Raw genomic sequence first — 21,461 nt, forward strand, 5'->3', positions numbered from 1 at the left:
TTCGCGGAAAGGACCCCGTGATGGACTTCGAGCTCGACGAGGAGCAGCAGCTGTTCCGCCGGACCCTGCGGGAGTTCGTCGACAAGGAGATCGTGCCGGTCGCCTCCGAGTGGGAGCGGGCCGGCCGCTACCCCACGGAGATCGTCGAGGGCTTCAAGGAGATGGGGCTGTTCGGGATCACGATCCCCGAGGAGTACGGCGGGCTCGCCCTGGACCGGGTGTCGTTCGCCCTGGTCTTCGAGGAGATCGCCCGCGGATGGATGGGCGTGGCCGGGGTGCTCGGCTCGCACTCCCTGGCCGCCTGGATGATCGCCAGGTACGGCACCGGGGAGCAGAAGGACGCCTACCTGCCGGACCTGGCCACCGGCGCCCGCCGTACCGGCATCGCGCTGACCGAGCCCGCGGCGGGCACCGACCTGCAGGGCATCCAGACGCGGGCCGTCCGCGACGGCGACCACTACGTGATCAACGGCACCAAGACGTGGATCACCAACGCCAGGCACGCCGACCCGATGCCCGTCCTGGTCAAGACCTCCGTCACCGACCCCGCGCACCGCGGCATGTCCCTGCTCCTGGTCGAGGCAGGAACCCCCGGGTACACCGTCAGCCGCGACCTGCCCAAGCTCGGTTACAAGGGCCCCGAGACCTGTGAGATCGTGCTGCAGGACGTGCGCGTCCCGGTGTCGGCGCTGCTCGGCGGGACCGAGGGGCGGGGCATGCAGCAGGCCCTGTCGGCCCTGGAGCTCGGCCGGATCAACATCGCCGCCCGCGCGGTCGGCCTGTCCCAGTGCGCCTACGACGCCGCGCTGAGCTACTCGCGCGAGCGCCACGCCTTCGGGCGGCCCATCGCGGACTTCCAGGCCATCCAGCTCAAGCTCGCCGACATGGCCACCGACATCCAGGCGGCCCGGCTGCTGACCTACTGGGCGGCGGTCCGCTCCGAGAGCGGCGCGGTGAACTCCGAGGCCGCGATGGCCAAGTACTTCGCCTCCGAGGTCGCGCTGCGCGCCACCACGGAGGCGATGCGGATCCACGGCGGCTACGGCTACTCGCAGGAGTTCGTCCTCGAACGCCTCTACCGGGACGCGCCCCTGATGGCCATCGGCGAGGGCACCAACGACATCCAGCGGATGGTCATCGCGAGGTCCCTCATCTCGGGCGCGGCCAAGCTCGGTTGGTGACGCCCGGTGACGCCCGGTGACATCCGGCGGTGCCCGGTGACACGGCCCCGCTCTCACGCCGCCGAGGGATCGTGCGGGCCGCCCGGCGTCTCCTATCCTGACGTGATGCCGGTTTCCGAAGTGGTACCAGGTGAGGGCTGTCTGTTCTGTGCCATCGCGGCCGGGGAGCGACCGGCCCACGTCGTCCTCTCCGACGGCGTGGCCGCCGCCTTCCTGGACACGCGGCCGGTCTTCAGGGGCCACGTCCTCGTGGTCCCGCGGACCCACGTCGAGACGCTGGCGGACCTGCCGGTACCGATGGTCGGCCCGTTCTTCGAGCGCGTCCGCGCCCTCTCCGCCGCCGTCGAGCGGGGCCTGGAGGCGGCCGGTACGTTCGTCGCGATGAACAACCGGATCAGCCAGAGCGTCCCGCACCTGCACACCCACATCGTTCCCCGCAACCGCAAGGACGGCCTGCGCGGCTTCTTCTGGCCCCGTACGAAATACGAGGACCCCGCCGAGGCCGAGTCCTACGCCCGCCGCATCCGCGAGGCCCTGCCGGTGGGGACCGAGCGGCCCTGAGAACCGTCCCGCCCACGTTCCGGCACCGGTTTCACCGGCCGGGCACGGGGCTCGGCGATGAGCGTCCGGCCGTCTCCGCCCGCAGGGTGGCGCATCATCTTGATCTACAATGTAAAGGGGCTTGGCCGGGTGTTCCTCTCGTGTCCAGAGCACCTCGCACCGCATGGAAGATCCTGTTCAACCCCGTTCCGATGTGGAAAGAGGGTGTGATCCCGATGGGTGAGGCGCGGGCGTGGCCGGGCGTATAAGGTCCGGAGCGTGGAACCCCTCGTTGCCGTGTTGCTGGTCGCCGCCCTGGTCGGCGTACCCGCCCTGGTGCTGTGGCGGGTGCTGCGCGGGCGCAGGGAGCTGGGCAGCAGCCCCGCGGAGCGGGCCACGTTCGAGACCCTGCACACCGCCTCCCTGGCCGCGCCGCCGCTGCGGGCGGGGCTGACCGAGGCGGGGGCGCAGAAGGCGTCCCGCCATCTTCGGGAGCTGCTGGGCTCCCCGGCGCTGGCGATCACGGACGAGGAGCGGCTGCTGGTCTACGACGGTGAGGGCGACCACCACGCCCGCGAGGCGTTCGCCCACGCCGCCAAGACGCTCGCCGGGGGCCGGACCCGGGTCCTGGGCCCCGAGGTCGTCTCGTGCGACCTTCCCGAGTGCCCGATCAGGTTCGCCGTGGTGGTGCCGCTCACCACCGACGGCAGGGTGGTGGGCTCTCTCGCCTCGTACGGCGGGCACGCCTCGGCGGGTCTGGTGAGGGCCGCCCACGAGGTCGCGAACTGGGTCGACTCGCAGCTGGAGCTGGCCGAGCTGGACCGGTCGAGGACGCGTCTGATGGAGGCCGAGGTCCGGGCGCTGCGCGCGCAGATCTCCCCGCACTTCATCTACAACTCGTTGACGACCATCGCCAGCTTCGTCCGTTCCGACCCCGACCGGTCCCGTGAGTTGCTGCTGGAGTTCGCCGACTTCACCCGGTACTCCTTCCGGAGGCACGGGGAGTTCACCACGCTGGCCGAGGAGCTGCGTTCCATCGACCGCTACCTCACCTTGGAGCGGGCCCGCTTCGGCGATCAGCTCCAGGTGACGCTGCGCATCGCCCCCGAGGTGCTCGCGGTCGCGGTGCCGTTCCTGTGCCTGCAGCCCCTGGTGGAGAACGCGGTCCAGCACGGGCTGGAGAGCAAGCCCGGGGTCGGGCGCATCTCGATCGTCGCCGAGGACGCCGGGGCCGAGTGCCGGATCAGCGTGGAGGACGACGGCGTCGGCATGGAGCCCGACCGCCTGCGCCGCATCCTGGCCGGTGACGCCGACGAGCGCTCGGGGGCCGGGGGAGTGGGGCTGGTCAACGTGGACGAGCGGTTGCGCCAGGTCTACGGTGACGAGTACGGCCTGGTGGCGGAGACGGCCAAGGGGGCGGGAACGAAGGTCAGCGTCCGTCTGCCCAAGTACCATCCGGGTGTCTCCGCCCGTTGAGCCCGCGCCTGGTCCGAACCTTTCCCCCTACCGAAAAGTTGACAGGCGATGTCTGATTCATCACCCTCTAGAAATTCCCTCGTGAACGATCTGGAGGAGTGACCGTGACCGGCCTGCGCGTCCTTGCGGTGGACGACGAGCTTCCCGCGCTGGAGGACCTGGCCTACCTGCTCCGGGACGACCCCCGTATCGAAGAGGTCTCCCTGGCCAGGGACGGGGCCGCCGCGCTCCGCGTCCTGGACCGGGCGATCGCCGACGGGCGGCCGATCGACGCGGTCTTCCTCGACATCCGGATGCGCGGCCTGGACGGGGTGGTGCTCGGCCGGTTGCTCTCCCAGTTCGCCAACCCGCCCCGGGTGGTCTTCGTGACGGCCTACGAGGAGCACGCGGTCGACGCCTTCGAGATCAAGGCCGAGGACTATCTGCTCAAGCCGGTACGGCCGGAGCGGCTGGCCGAGGCGATCCGCAGGGTGTTCGTCTCCGCGGAGCTGCCGGAGAGCGAGGGGGCGGGCCGCGCCGACCCCGACACCATTCCGGTGGAGCTCGGCGGTGTCACCCGGTTCGTGGCCAGTACCGAGGTCCGGTACGTGGAGGCGCAGGGCGACTACGCCCGCCTGCACACCGCGGGGGGCAGCCATCTCGTGCGCATCTCGCTGGCCACGCTGGAGGAGCGCTGGTCCTCCGCGGGGTTCGTACGGGTGCATCGCAGCCATCTGGTCGCGGTCAAGCACATCGACGAGTTGCACATCGACTCGGGCCGGTGCGTGGTCCGCATCGGCGAGACCGAGATCCCGGTCAGCCGCCGCCACACCCGCGAGCTGCGCGACCTCCTGGTTCGCAGGGCGCGCAGGGGAAGGTCCGAATGAGCCGTGACGCAGAGCCCGGTGAGGGGGCCGAGCCGCGCCGGTGGATCGCCGACCGGACGCGCAGGGATGCGGACCGGTCGCGCAGGGACGCCGACCGGCCGCGTAAGGACGCCGAGCGGTCGCGCAGGGATGAGCGTCCGCGGCGCGAGGTGGTGACCAGCCCTCGCACGATGGCGCCTCGCCACCCCCGATACCCGGTCACCCGCGAGATCGACGAGCAGACCCGTCTGGGCGAGGTGTACATGCGCTCGCTGGTCCGTACCCAGTTCCGCCTGGCCCTGTTCGTCTGCACGGTGCTGGGGTGCGTGGTGGCGGGGTTGCCCCTGATGTTCCTGCTGGTGCCGGAGTTGCGCGCGGTCCACGTGCTGGGGATCCCGCTGCCCTGGGCGGTGCTGGGTGGTCTGATCTACCCGGCGTTCGTGGTCGGCGCCTGGCTCTACGTCCGGCAGGCGGAACGCAACGAGCGGCACTTCGCCGAACTGGTGGACAGGGCCCGTTGACCAGGCGGCGGACCGTTCCGGGGCCGGAGCCCGAGATCTCCCGGCCGGAACCTGAGGCCTTCGCGACGGGAGACGTCACGGGAGGCGTCAAAGAGGACGTCGAAGAGGACGTCGAAGAGGACGTCGAAGAGGACGTCAAGGGAGACGGCATGGAAGACGTCGGGGGAGGCGTCGGATGAGCACCGCGTACGGTGTGACGGCGGTGGTGCTGGTGGTGCTGGCGGCGGTGCTGATCGGCGCGTTCGGGATCAGGCTGTCGCGGACCACCTCCGACTTCTACGTCGCCTCCCGCACGGTCTCCCCGTTGTGGAACGCCTCCGCCATCGGCGGGGAGTACCTGTCGGCCGCGAGTTTCCTGGGCATCGCCGGGCTGATCCTCACCTACGGCGCCGACATGCTGTGGCTGCCGGTCGGCTGGACGGGCGGCTATCTGGTGCTGCTCGTGCTGGTCTCCGCGCCGTTGCGCCGCTCGGGCGCGTACACGCTGCCCGACTTCGCCGAGGCGCGGCTGGAGTCGATGGCGGTGCGGCGGATGGCCGGGGTGCTGGTCGTGCTGATCGGCTGGCTGTACCTGATGCCGCAGTTCCAGAGCGCGGGCCTGGTCCTGCGGGCCATCACCGGTGCTCCCGAATGGGCGGGGGGCCTGCTGGTGGCGGCCGTGGTCGCGGTGAACGTCATGTCCGGCGGCATGCGGTCGATCACGTTCGTGCAGGCCTTCCAGTACTGGCTGAAGCTCACCGCCCTGGCCGTGCCGCTGGTGTTCCTGCTGCTGGCGTGGCGCGGCGACGGCTCGCCGGGGCTGAGCGCGCAGGACGCGGCCACGTGGGCGCTGCCGCTGTCGACCGGCAGGGAGTACGGCCTCTACTCGACCTACTCGCTGATCCTGGCCACGTTCCTGGGCACCATGGGGCTGCCGCACGTGCTGGTCCGCTTCTACACCAATCCCGACGGCCGGGCGGCGCGCCGTACGACGCTGGTGGTCCTGTCGCTGCTCGGCGCCTTCTACCTGCTGCCGGCGGTGTACGGCGCGCTGGGCCGGATCTACGTCCCGGAGCTGGAGGGCAGTGACACGGTGGTCCTGTCGCTGCCCGGGCGGCTGATCGGCGGCGTGGCCGGGGATCTGCTGACGGCGCTGGTGACGGCCGGGGCGTTCGCGGCGTTCCTGTCGACCTCCTCGGGGCTGACGGTCTCGGTCGCCGGGGTCATCGGGCAGGACATCCTCAAGGGCGGGGTGCGGTCGTTCCGGGCGGCGGCGGTGCTGGCGGTGATCGTTCCGCTGGGGCTGGCGGCCTTCGCCCGCTCGCTGCCGGTCGCCGACGTCGTCGGCCTGGCGTTCGCGGTGGCGGCCTCCTCCTTCTGCCCGCTGCTGGTGCTGGGCATCTGGTGGCGGCGGCTCACCCCCGTCGGCGCGATGGCCGGGTTGCTCGCCGGTGGCGGCCTGGCCTGCGGCGCGGTGCTGATGACGATCGGCGGGGGGCCGCACACCGGCCTGGTCGGTGCTCTGCTGGCCCAGCCCGCCGCGTGGACGGTGCCGATCGCCTTCCTCGTCATGGTGGTGGTCTCGTTGCTGACGCCGGGGCGCATCCCGCCGAACGTGGCGCGCACGATGGTGCGCCTGCACACCCCCGAGATCCTCAATCTGGACCGGGGTGACTGGCGGCCCCGGTCCTCTTGACGGCTCCGGCGAGCTGTGACGGAATGACGCTTATGGGCCGATATTTCGGTTGTTCTGACTAGGTTTGGTACTCGCCGGCTCCGGTGATGAGGCGCTCGCCGAGGTCGGCGACGCCACTGCCGTGCTACCCGGGAGCCGGGTGGCACATCGGCCCGCCGTGCCGCCCGGGAGCCGGCCGGCGCACCGGCCCACCGCCGTACCGTGCGGGAGCCGGGTGGCACATCGGTGCGCCGCCGTGCCACATGAGAGCCGGCCGGCACACCGGTGCGCCGGTCAGCGGTGATGCCGGAGGTCCTGCGCCGGCCCCGGTTCCGGCTCGTCTACTTCGGGATGGCCGTCAGCCTGCTGGGCGACGCCTCGCTGCTGCTGGTACCCGGGATCCTGGCCAAGAGTCTCACCGGTTCCGACGCCGCGGCCGGGCTGACTCTGTTCTTCTTCATCCTGCCCCTGTGCTTCTCGCCCCTCTTCGGATACCTGATCGACCGGGTGGACCGCAGGAGGCTCCTGATCGTCACCTGCGTGCTGTCGGGCGTCTCGCTCGCCCCGCTGGTCGCGGTCACCGGGCCGGACACGGTCTGGCTGATCTACCCGGTGTCCGCGGCCATGGGCTGCTCGTACGCGGTGATCTTCTCCGCGCTCGGCGGGCTGCTCAAGGTCATCCTGCCCGAGCACCTGCTGGCCGAGGCCAACGGGGCCCTGCAGACCACCCGGCAGGGACTGCGCCTGTTCGGGCCGCTGCTGGGCGTGGCCGTCTACACCGCCTTCGGGCTCGGCGCGCTCGTGCTGTTCGACATGATCACTTTCCTGGTCGCCGCGGCGGTCTTCGCGATGCTCCCCGCGCCGGAGCCCCTGCCGCGCGTCTCGCCGGACCCCTCGGGGCGCTGGCGCGAGGAGTTCTGGGCCGGGGCCCGCTACCTCTCCGCCGATCCGACGCTGCGTCGCGCGACCGTGGCGCTCTGCCTGATGTTCTCGGTGGCCGGGGCCGCCGAATCGCTGATCTTCGCGGTCATCGAGCACGGTCTCGCCAGGTCGCCGGAGTTCACCGCGTTCACCTCGACGGCGATGGGCCTCGGCGCGATCGCCGGGGGGCTGCGCAGTTCCACGGTGATCGCGCGCCGGGGCGAGCTCTTCGCGATCGGCACGGGCATCGGCCTGTACGGCGTGGCGGTCCTGTGCTGGGTGATCCCCGCGGAGACGGTCGTGCTGGGGGCGATGACGGTGGCGGGCGCCGGGCTGACCCTGGAGGGGGTGGCCAGGACGACCCTGGTGCAGCGCCGCAGCCCGGCTCACCTCGTCGGCCGGGTCTCCACCGCCCTGGAGTCGCTCACCGGGTTCACCCAGCTGCTGTCCCTGCTCGGCGGAGCCGTGCTGGTGTCGCTCGTCGACCACCGCCTGCTGCTGGCGGTGGTCGGCCTGACGGTCTGCTGCGCCGGCGTTTACGCCCTGCGGGGCGGGCCGTGGTGAGATCGGGCCCCTGCGGGAACCGTTCGTCGTACGAGACGGACCTTTCACCGCAAGCCCGATCCAACTGAACGCGACGCGGCGGCGCCTCGGCGAAGAGAGCGCGTGCGGGTCTCCTCCAGGGGTAGCGTCCACCCCTACGTTGTCCGTGATCCAGATCACATTTTGGGAGGTCCTGTGACCGCCAGGCAACATGATTCGTCGGTCTACGAAGAAATTCAGACCGACGCACGATTCCAGGAGTTGAAGAGGCGTTTCCGGGCCTGGGCGTTCCCGATGACCGCGGCGTTCCTCGCCTGGTACCTGCTGTACGTCGTCCTGTCCGCCTGGGGGCGCGACTTCATGGGCACGAAGGTTTTCGGCAACATCAACGTGGCGCTGATCTTCGGTCTGCTCCAGTTCGTGTCGACGTTCGGCATCGCCTGGGCCTACTCCCGTTTCGCCGAGAAGAAGCTTGACCCGCTGGCGGACGAGATCCGCCACGGGGTCGAGGGGAAGACCGAATGAGCCACCAGACCCTCTCCACGATCCTGTTCCTGCTCTTCGTCGCGGGAACGCTGGGCATCACCTTCTGGGCCAGCCGCAACACCAAGGACGCCACCGACTACTACGCCGGTGGCCGGTCCTTCAGCGGCGTGCAGAACGGCCTCGCCATCGGCGGCGACTACATGTCGGCCGCGAGCTTCCTGGGCATCGCCGGAATCATCGCCCTGTCGGGCTACGACGGCTTCCTGTACTCGATCGGCTTCCTGGTCGCCTGGCTGGTGGCGCTGCTGCTGGTCGCCGAGCTGATGCGCAACTCCGGCAAGTTCACCATGGCCGACGTGCTGGCCTTCCGGATGAGCCCCCGCCCGGTCCGCACGGCGGCGGGCGTCTCCACCATCACGGTGTCGATCTTCTACCTGCTGGCCCAGATGGTCGGCGCGGGCGCGCTGGTCGGCCTGCTGCTCGGTGTCACCTCGCCGACGGGCAAGGCGCTCACGATCGTCGGCGTCGGCATCCTGATGATCGTCTATGTGGTCGTCGGCGGCATGAAGGGCACCACCTGGGTGCAGATCGTCAAGGCCGTGCTGCTCATGGGCGGCGCGACCCTGGTCACCCTGCTGGTGCTCGGCCACTACGGCTTCAACCTGTCCGGCCTGCTCGGCGAGGCCGCCACCCAGAGCGGCAAGGGCGCGGCCTTCCTGGAGCCGGGCCTGAAGTACGGCACCGAGGCGCAGGGCCTCGCGGGCAAGATCGACCTGATCAGCCTGGGCCTGGCGCTGGTCCTCGGCACCGCCGGCCTTCCGCACATCCTGATCCGCTTCTACACGGTCCCCACCGCGAGGGAGGCCCGCAAGTCGGTCCTGTGGGGCATCGGCATCATCGGCACCTTCTACCTGCTCACCCTCGTGCTCGGCTTCGGCGCGGCGGCCCTGGTCGGCGGCAAGGCGATCGTGGCGCAGGACAAGGCGGGCAACACGGCGGCGCCGATGCTCGCCGAGGCGGTCGGCAAGGCCATCTTCGGCGACGTGGGCGGCACCGTCCTGCTGGCCATCATCGCGGCGGTCGCCTTCGCCACGATCCTGGCGGTCGTCGCCGGCCTGACGCTGGCGTCGAGCTCCTCCTTCGCCCACGACCTGTACGCGCACGTGTTCAAGCGCGGCAACGTCACCGACAAGGAGGAGGTCCTGGTCGCCAGGATCTCGGCCTTCGTCATCGGCGCGGTCGCGATCGGGCTCGGCATCCTCGCCCAGGGCCAGAACGTGGCCTTCCTGGTCGCGCTCGCCTTCGCCGTGGCGGCCTCGGGCAACCTGCCCGCGATCCTCTACAGCCTGTTCTGGAAGAAGTTCAACACGGCGGGCGCGGTCTCGGCCATCTACGGCGGCCTGGTCTCCGCGCTGGTCCTGGTCATCTTCTCGCCGGTCGTCTCGGGCAGCGCCACCGCGCTGTTCCCCGACGCGAACTTCGCCTGGTTCCCGCTGAGCAACCCCGGCATCGTCTCGATCCCGATCGGCTTCCTGGCCGGGTTCATCGGTGCCCGCCTCAGCAAGGAGTACAACGCGGAGAAGTACGCCGAGATCGAGGTCCGCTCGCTCACCGGCATCGGTGCCGAGAAGGCCACCCCGCACTAAACCCCTACCGTGCCCCCCGTACTGTGACCCCCCGTACGAACCGTGTGCGGAGTGCGGGGACCCGGGGCCCGGCCGCGTCGCGGCCGGGCCCCGTCGTCATGCGCGCCCGGCGGGCGCCGGTCGTCCCTAGCGGGACGCCTCGTCCAGCAGGGCCAGCTCGTCCTGCGACAGCGTCATGTCGGCGACCGCGAGCAGCGGCCGGAGCTGCTCGACGTTGCGGGCGCTGGCGATCGGCGCGGCCACCGTGGGCTGGGCGGCCAGCCAGGCGAGCGCGACGGTGGCCGGCACGGCGCCGTGGGAGGCGGCCACCTTGTCCAGGGCGTCGAGCACCCGCGGGCCGCGCTCCGTCTCCAGGTACCTCGCCGCCTGGCCCGCGCGCGGGCTGTCCACGGTGGTGCCCGGACGGTACTTGCCGGTCAGGAAGCCGCGGGCCAGGCCGAAGTACGGGGTGCTGGTCAGCCCCGCCTCGGTCACCACGTCGCGCAGCGCCCCCTCGTAGCCGCGCTCGAGCAGGTTGTAGTGCTGCTGCAGCACCCCGTACCGCGCCAGGCCGGCCTCCTCGGAGATCGACAGCGCCTCCGCCAGCCGCTCGGCGCTGTAGTTCGAGGCGCCGATGTTGCGTACCTTGCCCTCGGTGACCAGCTCGTCGAACGCGCCGAGGGTCTCCTCCAGGGGGGTGGCCGCGTCGTCGATGTGGGCCCAGTACAGGTCGATGTAGTCCGTGCGGAGCCGCCGGAGCGAGTCCTCGGCCGCCGCGCGGATGTTGGCCGCCGACAGTCCGGCGCGGCCGCTCAGCGAGCCCACTTTGGTCGCCACCACGATCCGGTCGCGGTTGCGGCGAGAGGCCATCCACTCGCCGATCACGGTCTCCGACTCCCCGCCGACGTGCCCGGGAGCCCACGCGGAGTAGACGTCCGCGGTGTCGACGAGGTTTCCGCCCGCCTCGGCGTAGGCGTCCAGGACGGCGAACGAGTCGTCCCGGTCGGCGGTCCAGCCGAATACGTTGCCACCGAGGCAGAGAGGGAACAGGTTCAGCTCAGAAAAGCTCATGGGCCAACTCTATTTCTTGACCAATCGCGCGGTTGCGGGACATCGGCGGTGATTCTCCGGGAGACGCCCCCGCCGGCCGCCCCGCTCTCAGACGGGTGCCATCTCCCTGGCCGGCACGGGCGGTTCCACCGGGTCGATCCGCCCGGCCGGGGGCGGCTCGACCTGCTCCATCAGCTCGTCCATGGCCTCCCGCAGGTGGCCCATGAGCCGCCACACGTCGGCCACCCGGTCCGGGCAGGACAGGATGCCGAAGTCGAGCGAGCCGTCGTAGGAGAAGCAGGTGATGTTGACCCCGCCGCTCACGTCGGTGAGCACCGACATGGGGTGGTAGGCGAGCACCCTGGCCCCGCACAGGTACAGCGGGAGCTGCGGCCCCGGCACGTTCGAGACGATCAGGTTGATCGGCGGCAGCACGATCGAGGCCAGCCGGAACACCGCGGAGGTCGCCAGCGCGGTGACGGCCGAGGGCAGCATCGACGACAGCTCGCCCAGCCAGGCCGTGGGGGCGCCGGCGAAGCGCCGCTTGGCGCTGAGCATCGTGCCCGCCATGACGCGCAGGCGCTCGCGGGGACAGGCCAGGTCGGTCGGGATCGGGGTGACCATGACGGAGATCTGGTTGCCGACCACCTCCCGCGCGCTCGCGGTGCGGACCGCGACCGGGACCGCGGCGATCAGCGGCCGGTCGGGCAGCGCGTCGTGCTCGCGCAGCCACGCGCGCAGCGCCGAGGCGCACAGCGTCATGACCACGTCGTTGACGCTGGCCCCCGCGCTCCTGGCCACCCGCTTGACGTCCGCGAGCGGGATCGACCCGTAGGAGAAGCGCCGCTCGGCGCCGATCGGGCCGTTGAACGGGGTGCGCGGCGCGGTCAGCATGGGCGCCTCTGGCGGTTCGGTCTCCCTTCCCGCGATCAGCCGGGTGGCGGCGGCCACCTGCCGGGCGCCGGGCAGCGCCGAGGTCAGCGGCATCGTGTCGAGCTCGGCCGCCATGCGGCCCAGCGAGTACAGCGTCCTGGCGGGCTGGAGCACCGTCCTGGCCACGGCGCCGGCGAGCATGCCGGCCAGGCCGGGGGCGGTGGTCCGGGGTTCGGGCGCGGGCCGCTCGACGGCACGGGGTTCGGGTGTCAGGTCCAGCAGCGCCGCGAGCAGCTCCGCCCCCGACACCCCGTCGATGGCGCAGTGGTGGACCTTGGCGTACAGGGCGACGCGGCCTCCGGTCAGGCCCTGGATGAGGTGCATCTCCCACAGCGGGCGGTCCCGGTCGAGATGCCGCTCGTGGATCCTGGCCACCTTCTCGGCGAGCTGGGCGTCGTCGCCGGGGCCGGCGAGGGTCACCTCGTGGACGTGGCCGGCGACGTCGAGATCGGGGTCTTCCGTCCAATACGGCCGGTCGAGGCCGAACGGCACGGTGGCCAGGCGCAGCCTCAGCGCCGGGGCCAGGTGCAGCCGCTCGCGCAGCAGCCGGACCAGGCACTCGCGGGTGACGGCCCCGAGGCTGGAGCAGGCGGGGTCGAGGATGGCCAGTCCCGCGACATGGGCCGCCGTGGTCGCCGACTCGGCGTGAAGGAACTGCGCGTCGAGCGCGGTCAGCTGGCGCATCGGTCGGGCCTCCTGGCGGAAAATGCGAGAAATCGGAGAACACGTGTTGCCATCATCACGTCGGCGCGTTTCCCTCTCGTTTCCTCCGTAGGACCTCCGGCGTCTTTCGGGTGTTTTCTCTGGCGAGGTGCGGAGGCCCGCCGATCATCACTTTCCGTAACCTTCCCATTTCACACGGTAGGCATGCCTTCCGGACAGGGTGATACCGGCGATCTTTTCCGAAGGCGATACCCGTCCGTGGGCGTCCGGCGCCGCCCATTTTACATGTATTTCCTACCAAATAACTAGGTAAGAAGCGAGGGTGACACGCCCTCGCCCCCTGTCGTCGCCTCAGCGGCCGAGGAAGGCCAGCAGCCGCTTCAGCGGCCAGGTGTTGATCACGTCGTCGGTGGTGAGCCACCCGCGTTGGGCGACGCCGATGCCGAACCGCTGGTTGTCGAGGTGCGGGACCGCGTGGGCGTCACTGTCGACGGAGAACTTCACGCCGTGGTGGTGCGCGAGCCGCACCAGGTCGGCGGGGAGGTCGGAACGGTCGGGGAAGGAGTCGATCTCCATCGCGGTGCCGGTGCGGGCCGCGGCGCGGAACACCTCGTCCCAGTCGGCGTCCACCGGCGGGCGGATGCCGATCCTGCGGGTGGTCGGATGGCCGATGATGTGCACGTGGGGGTTCTCGCAGGCGGCGACGAACCGCCGGGTCATCTCCGCGCGTGACTGGTTGAAGTGCGAGTGGACGCTGGCCACGCACACGTCGAAGCCCTCCAGCACCTCGGCCGGCCAGTCGACCGAGCCGTCGGGGGCGATGTTCAGCTCGCTGCCGTGCAGCAGCCGCATCTTCGGATACCTCTTCTGCAGCGCGTGGATGCGCTCGCGCTGCTCCAGGGCCTTTTCCAGCTTCATCCGGTGCATCGCCAGGTCGGGCGCGTGGTCGGTCACCGCGTAGTAGGAGTAACCGCGGGCCGCGGCGGCGGCGACCATGTCCTCGAGGGAGGCGATGCCGTCGGTGAGGTCGGTGTGGGTGTGCAGGTCGCCCTTGAGATCCTCGACGGTGACCAGCTCGGGCAGCTCGTGCTTGAGCGCGGCGGCGATCTCGCCGCCGTCCTCGCGCAGGGTCGGCGGGATCCACTCCATGCCGAGCGCCTCGAAGACCTCCTCCTCGGTCGCGGCCGCGATCACCCGGTCGCCGTCGAACAGGCCGTACTCCGACAGCTTCCAGCCCTTCTTCACGATGATCTCCCGCAGGTGCACGGTGTGCTCCTTGGAACCGGTGAAGTACATCATCGCGGCGCCCCACGACTCGGCGGGGACCAGGCGCAGGTCGACCTGGACGCCCTGGGCGGTGCGGATCGAGGTCTTCTTCTCCCCGGAGGCGACGACCTCCGCGACGTAGGGCTGGGCCTTGAAGTCGTCCATCAGCGACTCGGGGCCGACCACGAGGACGTCGATGTCGCCGACGGTGTCCTTCATCCGGCGCAGCGACCCGGCGTAGGCGATCCGCTCGGCGCCCGGCAGCGAGGCGATGACCCGCTCCGCGAGGTCCATCGCGGTCCCGGTGTGCATCCTGGCGCTGTGCTCGGCCAGGTGCTCGACACCTTTGAGGAGGTTCTCCACGGTCTTGGCGCCGAAGCCCTTGACGCCGTCGAGGCGCCCCTCGCCGATGGCCTTAACCAGGGCCTCGGGGGAGTCGATGCCCAGCTCCTGGAAGAGGAAGACGGCCTTCTTCGGCCCGAGCGAGGTCACCCGGGTCAGCCGGCGCACCCCCTGGGGGACCTTCTCCCGCAGGTCGTCGAGCTGCCGGAAGCTGCCCCGCTCCAGGTATTCCTCGACCTTCTTGGCGATCGCCTCGCCCACCCCGGACACGCTCCGCACGGGCACGGTCGTGATGTCGTCGGGGAACCCCGCGATCGCCCTGGCGGCCTTCTGGTAGCTGCGGACCCGGAACGCGTCGCCGCCGTTCATCGCGAACAGCTCGGCGTACTCCTCCAGGGCGGCGGCGACGTCATCGTTAGCTCGTGCCATGTCCCCAGCCTAGAAGATCGCACCGACATTTCCCGGTCGCGGCCGTCATGTGGCACCGGGCGGCGCGCGCCGCCGCGCCGCCCGGTGCCACGCCCCCCGGCTCCCTCAGGCCCCGCCCCGGTCGGGGAGGTCCTGAAAGTCCGCCGGGTAGGTCATCAGGTGGCCGCACATGCCGTCGCGGGGTACGGCGGGCACCCGGGTGACCGCGGCCTCACGCAGGTGGGCGAGGTCGCCGCCGCGCAGCGCGGCCAGCTGGGCGCCCGTCGTCTCGGCGGCGCGCAGCGGGCCCTCGCGCCAGCGGGACTCGAAGGCGTCCAGGCGGGGGGCGACGATTCCGGCGGCGGCCTCCAGGAAGGCGGCGAAGCCCGTGCGGCCCTCGGCGCGCAGCCGCAGGAACCCCTCGACGGCCAGGTCGCGGCGCTCGCGCGGGGCCGAGCCCGCGGCGGCGGCGTACCGGGCGGGGTCGGCGAGGACGTCGGGAGGGAAGGTCAGGACGGCGTCCCCGGCCTCGGGCAGGCCGCTGTTCTGCATGAGGACCACGATGCGCAGGCCGCCGCCGTTGACCAGGCGGTGGACCGTGCCGGGGGTGAAGCGGACGACGGAGCCGGGAGCCAGCGCCGTCTCCTCGTACCCGTTCCAGGTCAGGGTCTGCACGCTGCCGGAACCGGCCACCACGGCGTACGCCTCCGCGCACAGCGTGTGCAGGTGGGGCGAACCTCCGCGCAGGCCGTCCTCGGTGGGCCAGTCGTAGACGGTCAGATCGCTCACGCCTGTGCCGAACACGGGTGCTCCTCACTCCTGCCGAACATCTCCGCCGGGCATCTCCGCCGGACGCCGCGCGGCGCCGGGCCGGTCACGCCGGTTCCGGGTACGGGTGCTCCTTGACGTACGCCTCCAGCCGGGGACGGTCCCACGCGCCGGTGGCCACGACCATCCGATAGCTCAGGCGCAGCGTCGCGCCGGGCGGCAGGACCATCTCGCGGTGGAACGCGATGGACGGGTTGACGGCCGCGAACGGTGTCGTGCGGACGAACCAGACGGTGGGCAGGGCACTTTGGAACAGCAGGGTGGACGAGCGGTCCACCTCGTCGTGGTGGCCGGTGTAGGCCAGCCACGCCGACTCCCCGCCCATCATCTCCGGTCCCTCGCCGCTCTCCGCGATCACCTCCCCGTGCTCGAAGGAGCGGGGCCCGCGCCAGAACAGGCCGCAGTACCCGGCCATCGGGCGGCCGTTGGTGGTGGGGCTGCCGAAGACCAGGTCCTCGCCGCGCACGTTGGTGATCGAGGTGGACAGCTCCAGCGCCCAGGAGTCGTCCAGCACGTCCCGCACCTCGAAGGTCCGCACCTCGTCCACCCAGTGCTCGCCGCCCTGGGTGTGCCAGGTCAGGCGCTCCACGCCGGGGGAGAGGAACTCCTCGTGCCGCATGGTCCCGTTGTTCGGCAGGTCCACGTACCCGGCGGCCTCGCGGACGTAGCTGCCGCCGCCCCAGAAGTTCTCCCCCGACAGGTCCGAGACGGTCATCTGCAGGCCCTTGTGCCAGCGGTGGTCGTGCGGGCGGAAGGTGCTGACCACGTCTCCGGCCAGGGTCCTGATCGGGTGGAAGTACGGCTTGGGCGACTCGAAGACCGGGGTCTCCGGAAGGTAGACGTAGCGCAGGATCTCGACGCCGCGCTCGGTGAAGGTCAGCTCCATGCGTTTCCGTCCAGCCGGTGGTAGAAGGGATGGTCGGGGGTGAGGTCGGAGCGGAGCACGGGCCGGCCGGTGAACGCCGACGCGTACAGGCCGGTGATCAGTTCGAGCGCCTGGCGCCCCTCGGGGCCGCTCATGGGCGGTCGCTCGCCGCGCTCGTAGGCGTCCAGCAGCTCCGCCAGCTGCGCCTCGTGCGAGCTCGGCAGGTCCTCGGGAGGGTTCCAGCGCGCCGAGGTGGAGGTCCAGTCGGCGTTGCGGTAGCCGTACAGGTGGCGCAGCTCCACGGTCGCCTCGGTGTAGTCGAAGCGCAGGTAGCTCTCCTCGCGACGGGACAGCACGCTGTTGACCACCGAGGCCATCGCGCCGGAGTCGAAGCGGACGGCGGCCATCGAGACGTCCTCGGTCTCGATCCGGCGGTCCAGCGTGCCGGTCATCGCGCGGATCTCCGACCAGTCGCCGAGGACCGACAGCATCAGGTCCATCTGGTGGATGCCGTGCCCCATCGTGGGGCCGCCGCCCTCGGTCTCCCACCGGCCGCGCCAGGGCACGTCGAAGTAGGCGTGGTCGCGGTACCAGGTGGTCACGCAGAGCGCGACGAGCGGGCGGCCCAGCTCGGGGGCGAGGGCGCGCAGGTGCCGCGCGCCGGAGCCGAACCGGTGCTGGGAGACGACCGAGGCGTGGCCGGGCCCCTCGGCCGCCGCGATCAGGTCGTACTCGGCCAGCGACAGGCAGACGGGTTTCTCGGTCCACACCCAGGCGCCCGCCTTCAGGCAGGTCACCGCCTGGGCGGCGTGCAGGTGCGGAGGGGTGCACAGGTGGACGAGGTCGGGCCGCTCCGCGTCGAGCATCGCCTCCAGGGAGGTGTACGCCCCCGGGATCGCGTGCTCGGCGCAGAACGCCCTGACCCGCGCCTCGTCCACGTCCGTGGCGGCCACCACCCGCGCCCGGTGCGCCTGGGCGCGCAGCGCGGGCAGGTGGCAGATCCCCGCGATGCCGCCGGTGCCCACGATCGCCACCCGGATCATCTCGGTCCTTCCGTCTCAGAGGGGCCGGAGGTGGACGACCCGGAACCGGGCCGTCCGGGCCGTCCGGGCGGTCCGGACGGCTCGGGCGAGCTCCCGGCCTCCGGTCGCGGGGAGCACGATGCGCGACCGGAGGCCCGGAGACCGCCCGCGGGCGGGTGCGTCACCGTACGACCACCGTCGTCAGGGAACGCGGGGCGAGGGTGAGGGTCCTGCCGGATCTCAGCCCGGGGAGCGGGGTGGCGGCGAGCGAGTGCTCGGCGTCGGTCAGGTAGGCGGTGGCCCGGCCAGGCCGGGTGGTGATCTTGGTGGTGACGGGGGCGGTGGAGGTGTTGAGGATCTCGACGACCTCCGAGCCCCCGGCGTTGCGGAAGGCGGTGACCTTCAGCGCGGGGTCGGCAGAGGCGACGGAGAGCCGGACCGCGCCGGGGCGGACGAAGCGGCTGTAGGCGGCCAGCGCCCACAGGCGTTTGGAGACGCGGTAGGTCGCGGTGGCCTCGTCGATCTGGATCAGTCCCCGGGTGGTGCCGCGCGAGGCGCCGAACCAGAAGACGTAGCCGTTCGCCCTGCCCAGGGTGAGCGAGTCGTGGATCTGCTGGGCGACCGCGAAGCCGTCGTAGCCGCTGCCGTCGTCCCACGCCTCGTTCCAGGTGGTCCCGTTGGGCGACCACTCCGACATCCACACGGGCCGGTCGGTGGGCAGCGGGCCGTCCACCGGGCTGACGTAGGGGTGCCCGGCGTGCGTGGCGACCCACCGCCGCGCGACGGGGTCGGCCTCGATGGCGGCGGTGTACTCGCGCTGCTGGGACCAGCCGGCGGCGTCGCAGCAGATCACCTTGAGCCCGGTACGGGCCGCGGTGGGGCCGAGCACCTTGACGAACTCGGCGGCCTCCTGGGGGGTGAACCGCATCGAGGCGTACGAGACGGTGAGGTCGGGTTCGTTGGTGAACCCGATGTCGGTGATCCTGATGCCCTCGGTGGCGTAGAACTTCGCGTACTGGACCAGGTAGTTCGCGTACGCCTGCCGCCATTCGGGGAGCAGCTTCCCGCCGTTGCTGTCGGAACCGTTGTCCTTCATGTAGCCGGGGGCGCTCCAGGCGTCGGCGTAGAAACGGGTCACGCCGTAGCGCCTGGCCTCCTTGGCCAGCCAGACCTGGCCGCCGTCGTCGCCGTCCCAGACGTACTTCGGGGGCGCGCCCGGCCCGCCGGGGTCCTCGGGCTGGATGGAGGTCATCAGGTCGTACGGGCTGCCGGCGGGGGAGGAGCCGATGCCCAGGCGCAGGATGCTGAGCCCGGCGCCCCTCTCCGGGCTGAGCCACAGGTCGAGGATCTCCCGCTGCTTGGCGGCGGGCAGCGCGCGGACCAGCTCGTTACGCCGGAACGCCTGCGAGAAGCCGAAGCCGTCGATCCGCTGGAGAACGCCGTGATGGTCCACCCGAACATGGGAAGCGCTTTCCGCAGGGGCAGGGCTGAACCCGAGGAGAGGAAGTACGAGGACCGGTGTCAGCAGTGCCCTGTGACGTCGAGACATGCGGAAACCCGCTTTCCGAAAGTTTCACAAGATTACCGAGACATTTCGTGACAAGTACCGTAAATGTTTCGAGAGCGGTCGTCAACAGCCCCTCGCGGCGCGGGCGGGGTCGCCGGGCGGGGCCGGTCGGACGGTATCGCCGGGCAGGCGGCTGCCGGATGCGGCGGGGCCGCGGGGCGGTCAGCCGGCCGGGCGGGCGGTGCTCTCGCGGACGAGGAGGTCGGTGGCCAGCTCCACCCGCCGGGGCTCGTGCCCGCCGCGGTCGAGGCCGAGCACCATCCGGGTGGCCAGCGCCGCCATCTCCTGGAGCGGCTGGCGCACGGTGGTGAGCGGAGGCCACGCGGAACGTGCCAGCGGCAGGTCGTCGAAGCCCACCACGGACAGGTCGTCCGGGACCCGCAGGCCGCGCTGCCTGACCGCCTCGAAGACGCCGAACGCCTGCATGTCGCTGCCGGCGAAGATCGCGGTGGGCGGCTCGTCCAGGGACAGCAGGGCGTGGCCGTGGTCGCGGCCCGAGCCGACCAGGAAGTCGCCGTACCTGATGAGCGCCGCGTCCACCGCGATCCCCGCGGTCTCCAGCGCCGCCCGGTAGCCGTCGACGCGGGCCCGGCTGCACAGCATGTCGGCGGGGCCGCCGATCATCCCGATCCTGCGGTGGCCCAGCTCCAGCAGGTGCCGGGTGGCGGCCAGGCCGCCGTTCCAGTTGGTGGCGCCGACCGAGGCGACCCCGGGCGGCGGCTCGCCCTCCGGGTCCACCACCACGAACGGGATGGACCTGGCGGCCAGCTGGCCGTGCTGGTCGGCGCTGATCCGGGAGCCGACCAGGATGGCCCCGTCGGTGCGCCGGGCGGCGATCCGCTCCACCCAGTCCCTGCCGGGTCCCGCGTGGCTGTGCAGGACCGAGACGACCACCCCGGCGTCGACCTCGCGGGCGGCGGTCTCCACGCCGCGCACCAGCTCCATCGCCCACGGGCTCTCGATCTCGGTGAAGACCAGGTCGACCAGGCCGACGGGGGCGTCGCCCTGACCGGTCCTGCGCCGGTAGCCGTGCTTGTGCAGCAGGTGCTCGATCCGCTGCCTGGTCTCGGACGCGACCTCGGGCCGACCGTTGATGACTTTCGAGACCGTGGGCGCGGAGACCCCGGCCTCCTCGGCGATCAGGGCGATCGTCACGCGCGGCTTGGTTGGCATGCGGCGAATACTAACTGAAACCTTTCGGAGGCTTTCCCGGGGAGGTGGTTCTCACGGTCCGGGATCACTACCACGGGGCTATTGACGCGTAACCACGAGTTTACCTATTCTCCGGATCACGAAATATTCGGGGAATATGTGAAAATTTCAAGCAAACTCCCGAAAGGGGATATCCATGCTGAGTCGGCGAGGCGTGGTGGCTCTGGCGGCATCCGCTCTGCTTCTCGGAGCCTGCAGTACGAGCGGAGACGGCGAGGGGGCCCAGGCAGGCGCGAGCACCGGCTCGGAGAAGGTCACCTTCGAGTTCTGGAACCTGGCGACGGCGGATCCCATGAAGACGTTCTGGGCCAATGCCATCAAGGAATACCAGGCGGCCCACCCGAACGTGACGATCAAGAACATCTCCATCGAGAACGATTCCTACAAGCCGAAGCTCGCCACGCTCACCCAGTCGGGCAAGGCACCCGATTTGTACTCCACCTGGGGTGGCGGCGTCCTGAAGCAGCACATCGACGCGGGCCTGGTGAAGGACCTGTCGTCCGAGGCCGGTGACGTCATCGGCGGCATCACCCCGGCGGCCCTGGCCGCCTACCAGTTCGACGGCAAGACCTACGGGCTGCCCATCGACATCGGCATGGTCGGCTTCTGGTACAACAAGGCGCTGTTCAAGAAGGCCGGAATCACCACCCCGCCCGCCACCTGGACCGAGTACCTGGACGCGGTCAAGAAGCTGAAGGCGAGCGGGACCACCCCGATCGCCCTCGCGGGCAAGGCCAAGTGGCCCGGCCACTACTACTGGGCCTATCTGGCCATGCGGGTGGCCGGGCTGGACGCGCTCAAGCAGGCCGGCACCACCAACGACTTCACCGGTCCCGACTTCGTCGCCGCCGGGCAGAAACTCAAGGAACTCGTCGACCTCCAGCCGTTCCAGAAGGGCTTCCTGGGCGCCGACTACTCCACCCCCGACGGCCAGTCCGCGAACGTGTCGAACGGCAAGGCCGCCATGGAGCTGATGGGCCAGTGGGCCCCGTCGGTGCAGAAGGACTCCGGCAAGGGCCTCGGCGACGACCTCGGCTTCTTCCCCTTCCCGGCGGTGGAGGGGGGCAAGGGCGCCGCGGGCGACGCGTTCGGCGGCGGGGGCGGCCTCGCCGTGAGCGTCAACGCCCCGCCGGCGGCGCTGGACTTCCTGAAGTTCGCGCTCAAGCCGGAGAACCACAGCAAGGCCGTGAAGGCCGGAGGAGTCCTGCCCGTGCTCAAGACGGGTGAGGAGGCGGCCGTCACCGACCCCCACATCAAGACGGTCTCCGAGACCCTCGCGGCGGCGAGCGGCTTCCAGCTCTACCTCGACCAGGAGTACCCGCCGGCCGTCGGCCAGGAGGTCAACGACGTCGTGGCCGAGCTGATCGGGGGCACCAAGACGCCGGAGGAGGTCGTCCAGGCCATCACCGAGACGGCCAAGTCGGAGTCGGAGTAGCCGCCCGGTATGAAAACGGTGACGACGACGACAGGGCCGGACGCACGTCCGGCCCCTCACCCCGATCGGCCCGCCGCG

The 21,461-nt window shown here is 71.1% G+C and carries 19 protein-coding genes; 11 read left to right on the top strand and 8 right to left on the bottom strand.

The genetic code is table 11. From position 1 onward, the window contains the following. The first annotated feature begins 20 nt into the window (after positions 1–20). The 10 genes from ACVCAG_RS06110 (at position 21) to ACVCAG_RS06155 (ending at position 9,813) form a co-directional block, all read left to right on the top strand. Positions 21–1,181 (top strand): acyl-CoA dehydrogenase family protein, encoded by a 1,161-nt coding sequence (locus ACVCAG_RS06110; protein ID WP_440082389.1) that lies wholly within the window; start codon positions 21–23, stop codon positions 1,179–1,181. 105 nt (positions 1,182–1,286) lie between these two features. After that, a complete protein-coding gene (locus ACVCAG_RS06115) occupies positions 1,287–1,742 on the top strand; it encodes an HIT domain-containing protein (protein ID WP_440082390.1) in 456 nt (151 codons plus the stop codon). A gap of 258 nt (positions 1,743–2,000) precedes the next feature. Continuing rightward, positions 2,001–3,197 carry a histidine kinase gene (locus ACVCAG_RS06120; RefSeq protein WP_440082391.1) on the top strand — a complete coding sequence of 399 codons (1,197 nt, stop codon included), beginning with the start codon at positions 2,001–2,003 and terminating at the stop codon, positions 3,195–3,197. A gap of 104 nt (positions 3,198–3,301) precedes the next feature. Continuing rightward, entirely contained in the window at positions 3,302–4,063 is a 762-nt protein-coding gene (locus ACVCAG_RS06125; protein WP_362693257.1) for a LytR/AlgR family response regulator transcription factor, read from the top strand. Further along, positions 4,060–4,563 (top strand): hypothetical protein, encoded by a 504-nt coding sequence (locus tag ACVCAG_RS06130; protein WP_440082392.1) that lies wholly within the window; start codon positions 4,060–4,062, stop codon positions 4,561–4,563. The genes ACVCAG_RS06125 and ACVCAG_RS06130 overlap by 4 nt, the downstream gene beginning before the upstream one ends. Beyond that, entirely contained in the window at positions 4,560–4,742 is a 183-nt protein-coding gene (locus ACVCAG_RS06135; RefSeq protein ID WP_440082393.1) for a hypothetical protein, read from the top strand. The genes ACVCAG_RS06130 and ACVCAG_RS06135 overlap by 4 nt, the downstream gene beginning before the upstream one ends. Further along, positions 4,739–6,238, top strand: coding sequence for a sodium:solute symporter family transporter (locus ACVCAG_RS06140; protein ID WP_440082394.1), 1,500 nt, complete (start codon positions 4,739–4,741; stop codon positions 6,236–6,238). The genes ACVCAG_RS06135 and ACVCAG_RS06140 overlap by 4 nt, the downstream gene beginning before the upstream one ends. Positions 6,239–6,520: 282 nt before the next feature. Continuing rightward, on the top strand, positions 6,521–7,702 hold the full coding sequence (locus ACVCAG_RS06145; protein WP_440082395.1) for an MFS transporter: 1,182 nt from the start codon (positions 6,521–6,523) through the stop codon (positions 7,700–7,702). 174 nt (positions 7,703–7,876) lie between these two features. Then, on the top strand, positions 7,877–8,206 hold the full coding sequence (locus ACVCAG_RS06150; RefSeq protein ID WP_440082396.1) for a DUF485 domain-containing protein: 330 nt from the start codon (positions 7,877–7,879) through the stop codon (positions 8,204–8,206). Continuing rightward, entirely contained in the window at positions 8,203–9,813 is a 1,611-nt protein-coding gene (locus ACVCAG_RS06155; RefSeq protein ID WP_440082397.1) for a sodium:solute symporter family transporter, read from the top strand. Before ACVCAG_RS06150 ends, ACVCAG_RS06155 begins: the two co-directional genes overlap by 4 nt. 126 nt (positions 9,814–9,939) lie before the next feature. On the opposite strand, the gene ACVCAG_RS06160 is transcribed toward ACVCAG_RS06155, so the two are convergent. From ACVCAG_RS06160 to ACVCAG_RS06195, 8 genes are all read right to left on the bottom strand, one after another. After that, positions 9,940–10,863: an aldo/keto reductase gene (locus ACVCAG_RS06160; RefSeq protein WP_440082398.1), complete on the bottom strand. Its 924-nt coding sequence runs from the start codon at positions 10,861–10,863 to the stop codon at positions 9,940–9,942. An 87-nt stretch (positions 10,864–10,950) separates the two neighbouring features. Continuing rightward, the gene (locus tag ACVCAG_RS06165) at positions 10,951–12,459 is read right to left on the bottom strand and encodes a wax ester/triacylglycerol synthase family O-acyltransferase (protein ID WP_440082399.1); all 1,509 of its coding nucleotides are present in this window, start codon (positions 12,457–12,459) and stop codon (positions 10,951–10,953) included. Between the two features lie 330 nt (positions 12,460–12,789). Continuing rightward, positions 12,790–14,475, bottom strand: a complete 1,686-nt coding sequence (gene polX, locus ACVCAG_RS06170; RefSeq protein WP_440082400.1) for a DNA polymerase/3'-5' exonuclease PolX — start codon at positions 14,473–14,475, stop codon at positions 12,790–12,792. Between the two features lie 105 nt (positions 14,476–14,580). Beyond that, positions 14,581–15,258: a cupin domain-containing protein gene (locus tag ACVCAG_RS06175; RefSeq protein WP_440082401.1), complete on the bottom strand. Its 678-nt coding sequence runs from the start codon at positions 15,256–15,258 to the stop codon at positions 14,581–14,583. Between the two features lie 70 nt (positions 15,259–15,328). After that, the gene (locus ACVCAG_RS06180) at positions 15,329–16,168 is read right to left on the bottom strand and encodes a DUF6807 family protein (RefSeq protein WP_440082402.1); all 840 of its coding nucleotides are present in this window, start codon (positions 16,166–16,168) and stop codon (positions 15,329–15,331) included. Next, positions 16,159–17,190, bottom strand: coding sequence for a Gfo/Idh/MocA family oxidoreductase (locus tag ACVCAG_RS06185; RefSeq protein ID WP_440082403.1), 1,032 nt, complete (start codon positions 17,188–17,190; stop codon positions 16,159–16,161). Before ACVCAG_RS06185 ends, ACVCAG_RS06180 begins: the two co-directional genes overlap by 10 nt. A gap of 160 nt (positions 17,191–17,350) precedes the next feature. Next, positions 17,351–18,622, bottom strand: a complete 1,272-nt coding sequence (locus tag ACVCAG_RS06190; protein ID WP_440082404.1) for a glycoside hydrolase — start codon at positions 18,620–18,622, stop codon at positions 17,351–17,353. A 276-nt stretch (positions 18,623–18,898) separates the two neighbouring features. Beyond that, positions 18,899–19,909 (bottom strand): substrate-binding domain-containing protein, encoded by a 1,011-nt coding sequence (locus ACVCAG_RS06195; RefSeq protein WP_440082405.1) that lies wholly within the window; start codon positions 19,907–19,909, stop codon positions 18,899–18,901. A 175-nt stretch (positions 19,910–20,084) separates the two neighbouring features. Here ACVCAG_RS06195 and ACVCAG_RS06200 point away from each other — a divergent pair, with 175 nt between their 5' ends. Continuing rightward, entirely contained in the window at positions 20,085–21,383 is a 1,299-nt protein-coding gene (locus ACVCAG_RS06200) for an extracellular solute-binding protein (RefSeq protein ID WP_440082406.1), read from the top strand. Positions 21,384–21,461: the final 78 nt, after the last annotated feature.

The organism is Streptosporangium sp. G12, from assembly GCF_052983175.1.

Bases quoted from the DNA above. Each gene is read 5' to 3' on its own strand.
- ACVCAG_RS06160 (WP_440082398.1), bottom strand. From the start codon at position 10,863: ATGAGCTTTTCTGAGCTGAACCTGTTCCCTCTCTGCCTCGGTGGCAAC.
- ACVCAG_RS06155 (WP_440082397.1), top strand. From the start codon at position 8,203: ATGAGCCACCAGACCCTCTCCACGATCCTGTTCCTGCTCTTCGTCGCG.
- ACVCAG_RS06115 (WP_440082390.1), top strand. From the start codon at position 1,287: ATGCCGGTTTCCGAAGTGGTACCAGGTGAGGGCTGTCTGTTCTGTGCC.
- ACVCAG_RS06130 (WP_440082392.1), top strand. From the start codon at position 4,060: ATGAGCCGTGACGCAGAGCCCGGTGAGGGGGCCGAGCCGCGCCGGTGG.
- polX (WP_440082400.1), bottom strand. From the start codon at position 14,475: ATGGCACGAGCTAACGATGACGTCGCCGCCGCCCTGGAGGAGTACGCC.
- ACVCAG_RS06185 (WP_440082403.1), bottom strand. From the start codon at position 17,190: ATGATCCGGGTGGCGATCGTGGGCACCGGCGGCATCGCGGGGATCTGC.
- ACVCAG_RS06140 (WP_440082394.1), top strand. From the start codon at position 4,739: ATGAGCACCGCGTACGGTGTGACGGCGGTGGTGCTGGTGGTGCTGGCG.
- ACVCAG_RS06200 (WP_440082406.1), top strand. From the start codon at position 20,085: ATGCTGAGTCGGCGAGGCGTGGTGGCTCTGGCGGCATCCGCTCTGCTT.
- ACVCAG_RS06195 (WP_440082405.1), bottom strand. From the start codon at position 19,909: ATGCCAACCAAGCCGCGCGTGACGATCGCCCTGATCGCCGAGGAGGCC.
- ACVCAG_RS06165 (WP_440082399.1), bottom strand. From the start codon at position 12,459: ATGCGCCAGCTGACCGCGCTCGACGCGCAGTTCCTTCACGCCGAGTCG.
- ACVCAG_RS06145 (WP_440082395.1), top strand. From the start codon at position 6,521: ATGCCGGAGGTCCTGCGCCGGCCCCGGTTCCGGCTCGTCTACTTCGGG.
- ACVCAG_RS06110 (WP_440082389.1), top strand. From the start codon at position 21: ATGGACTTCGAGCTCGACGAGGAGCAGCAGCTGTTCCGCCGGACCCTG.
- ACVCAG_RS06180 (WP_440082402.1), bottom strand. From the start codon at position 16,168: ATGGAGCTGACCTTCACCGAGCGCGGCGTCGAGATCCTGCGCTACGTC.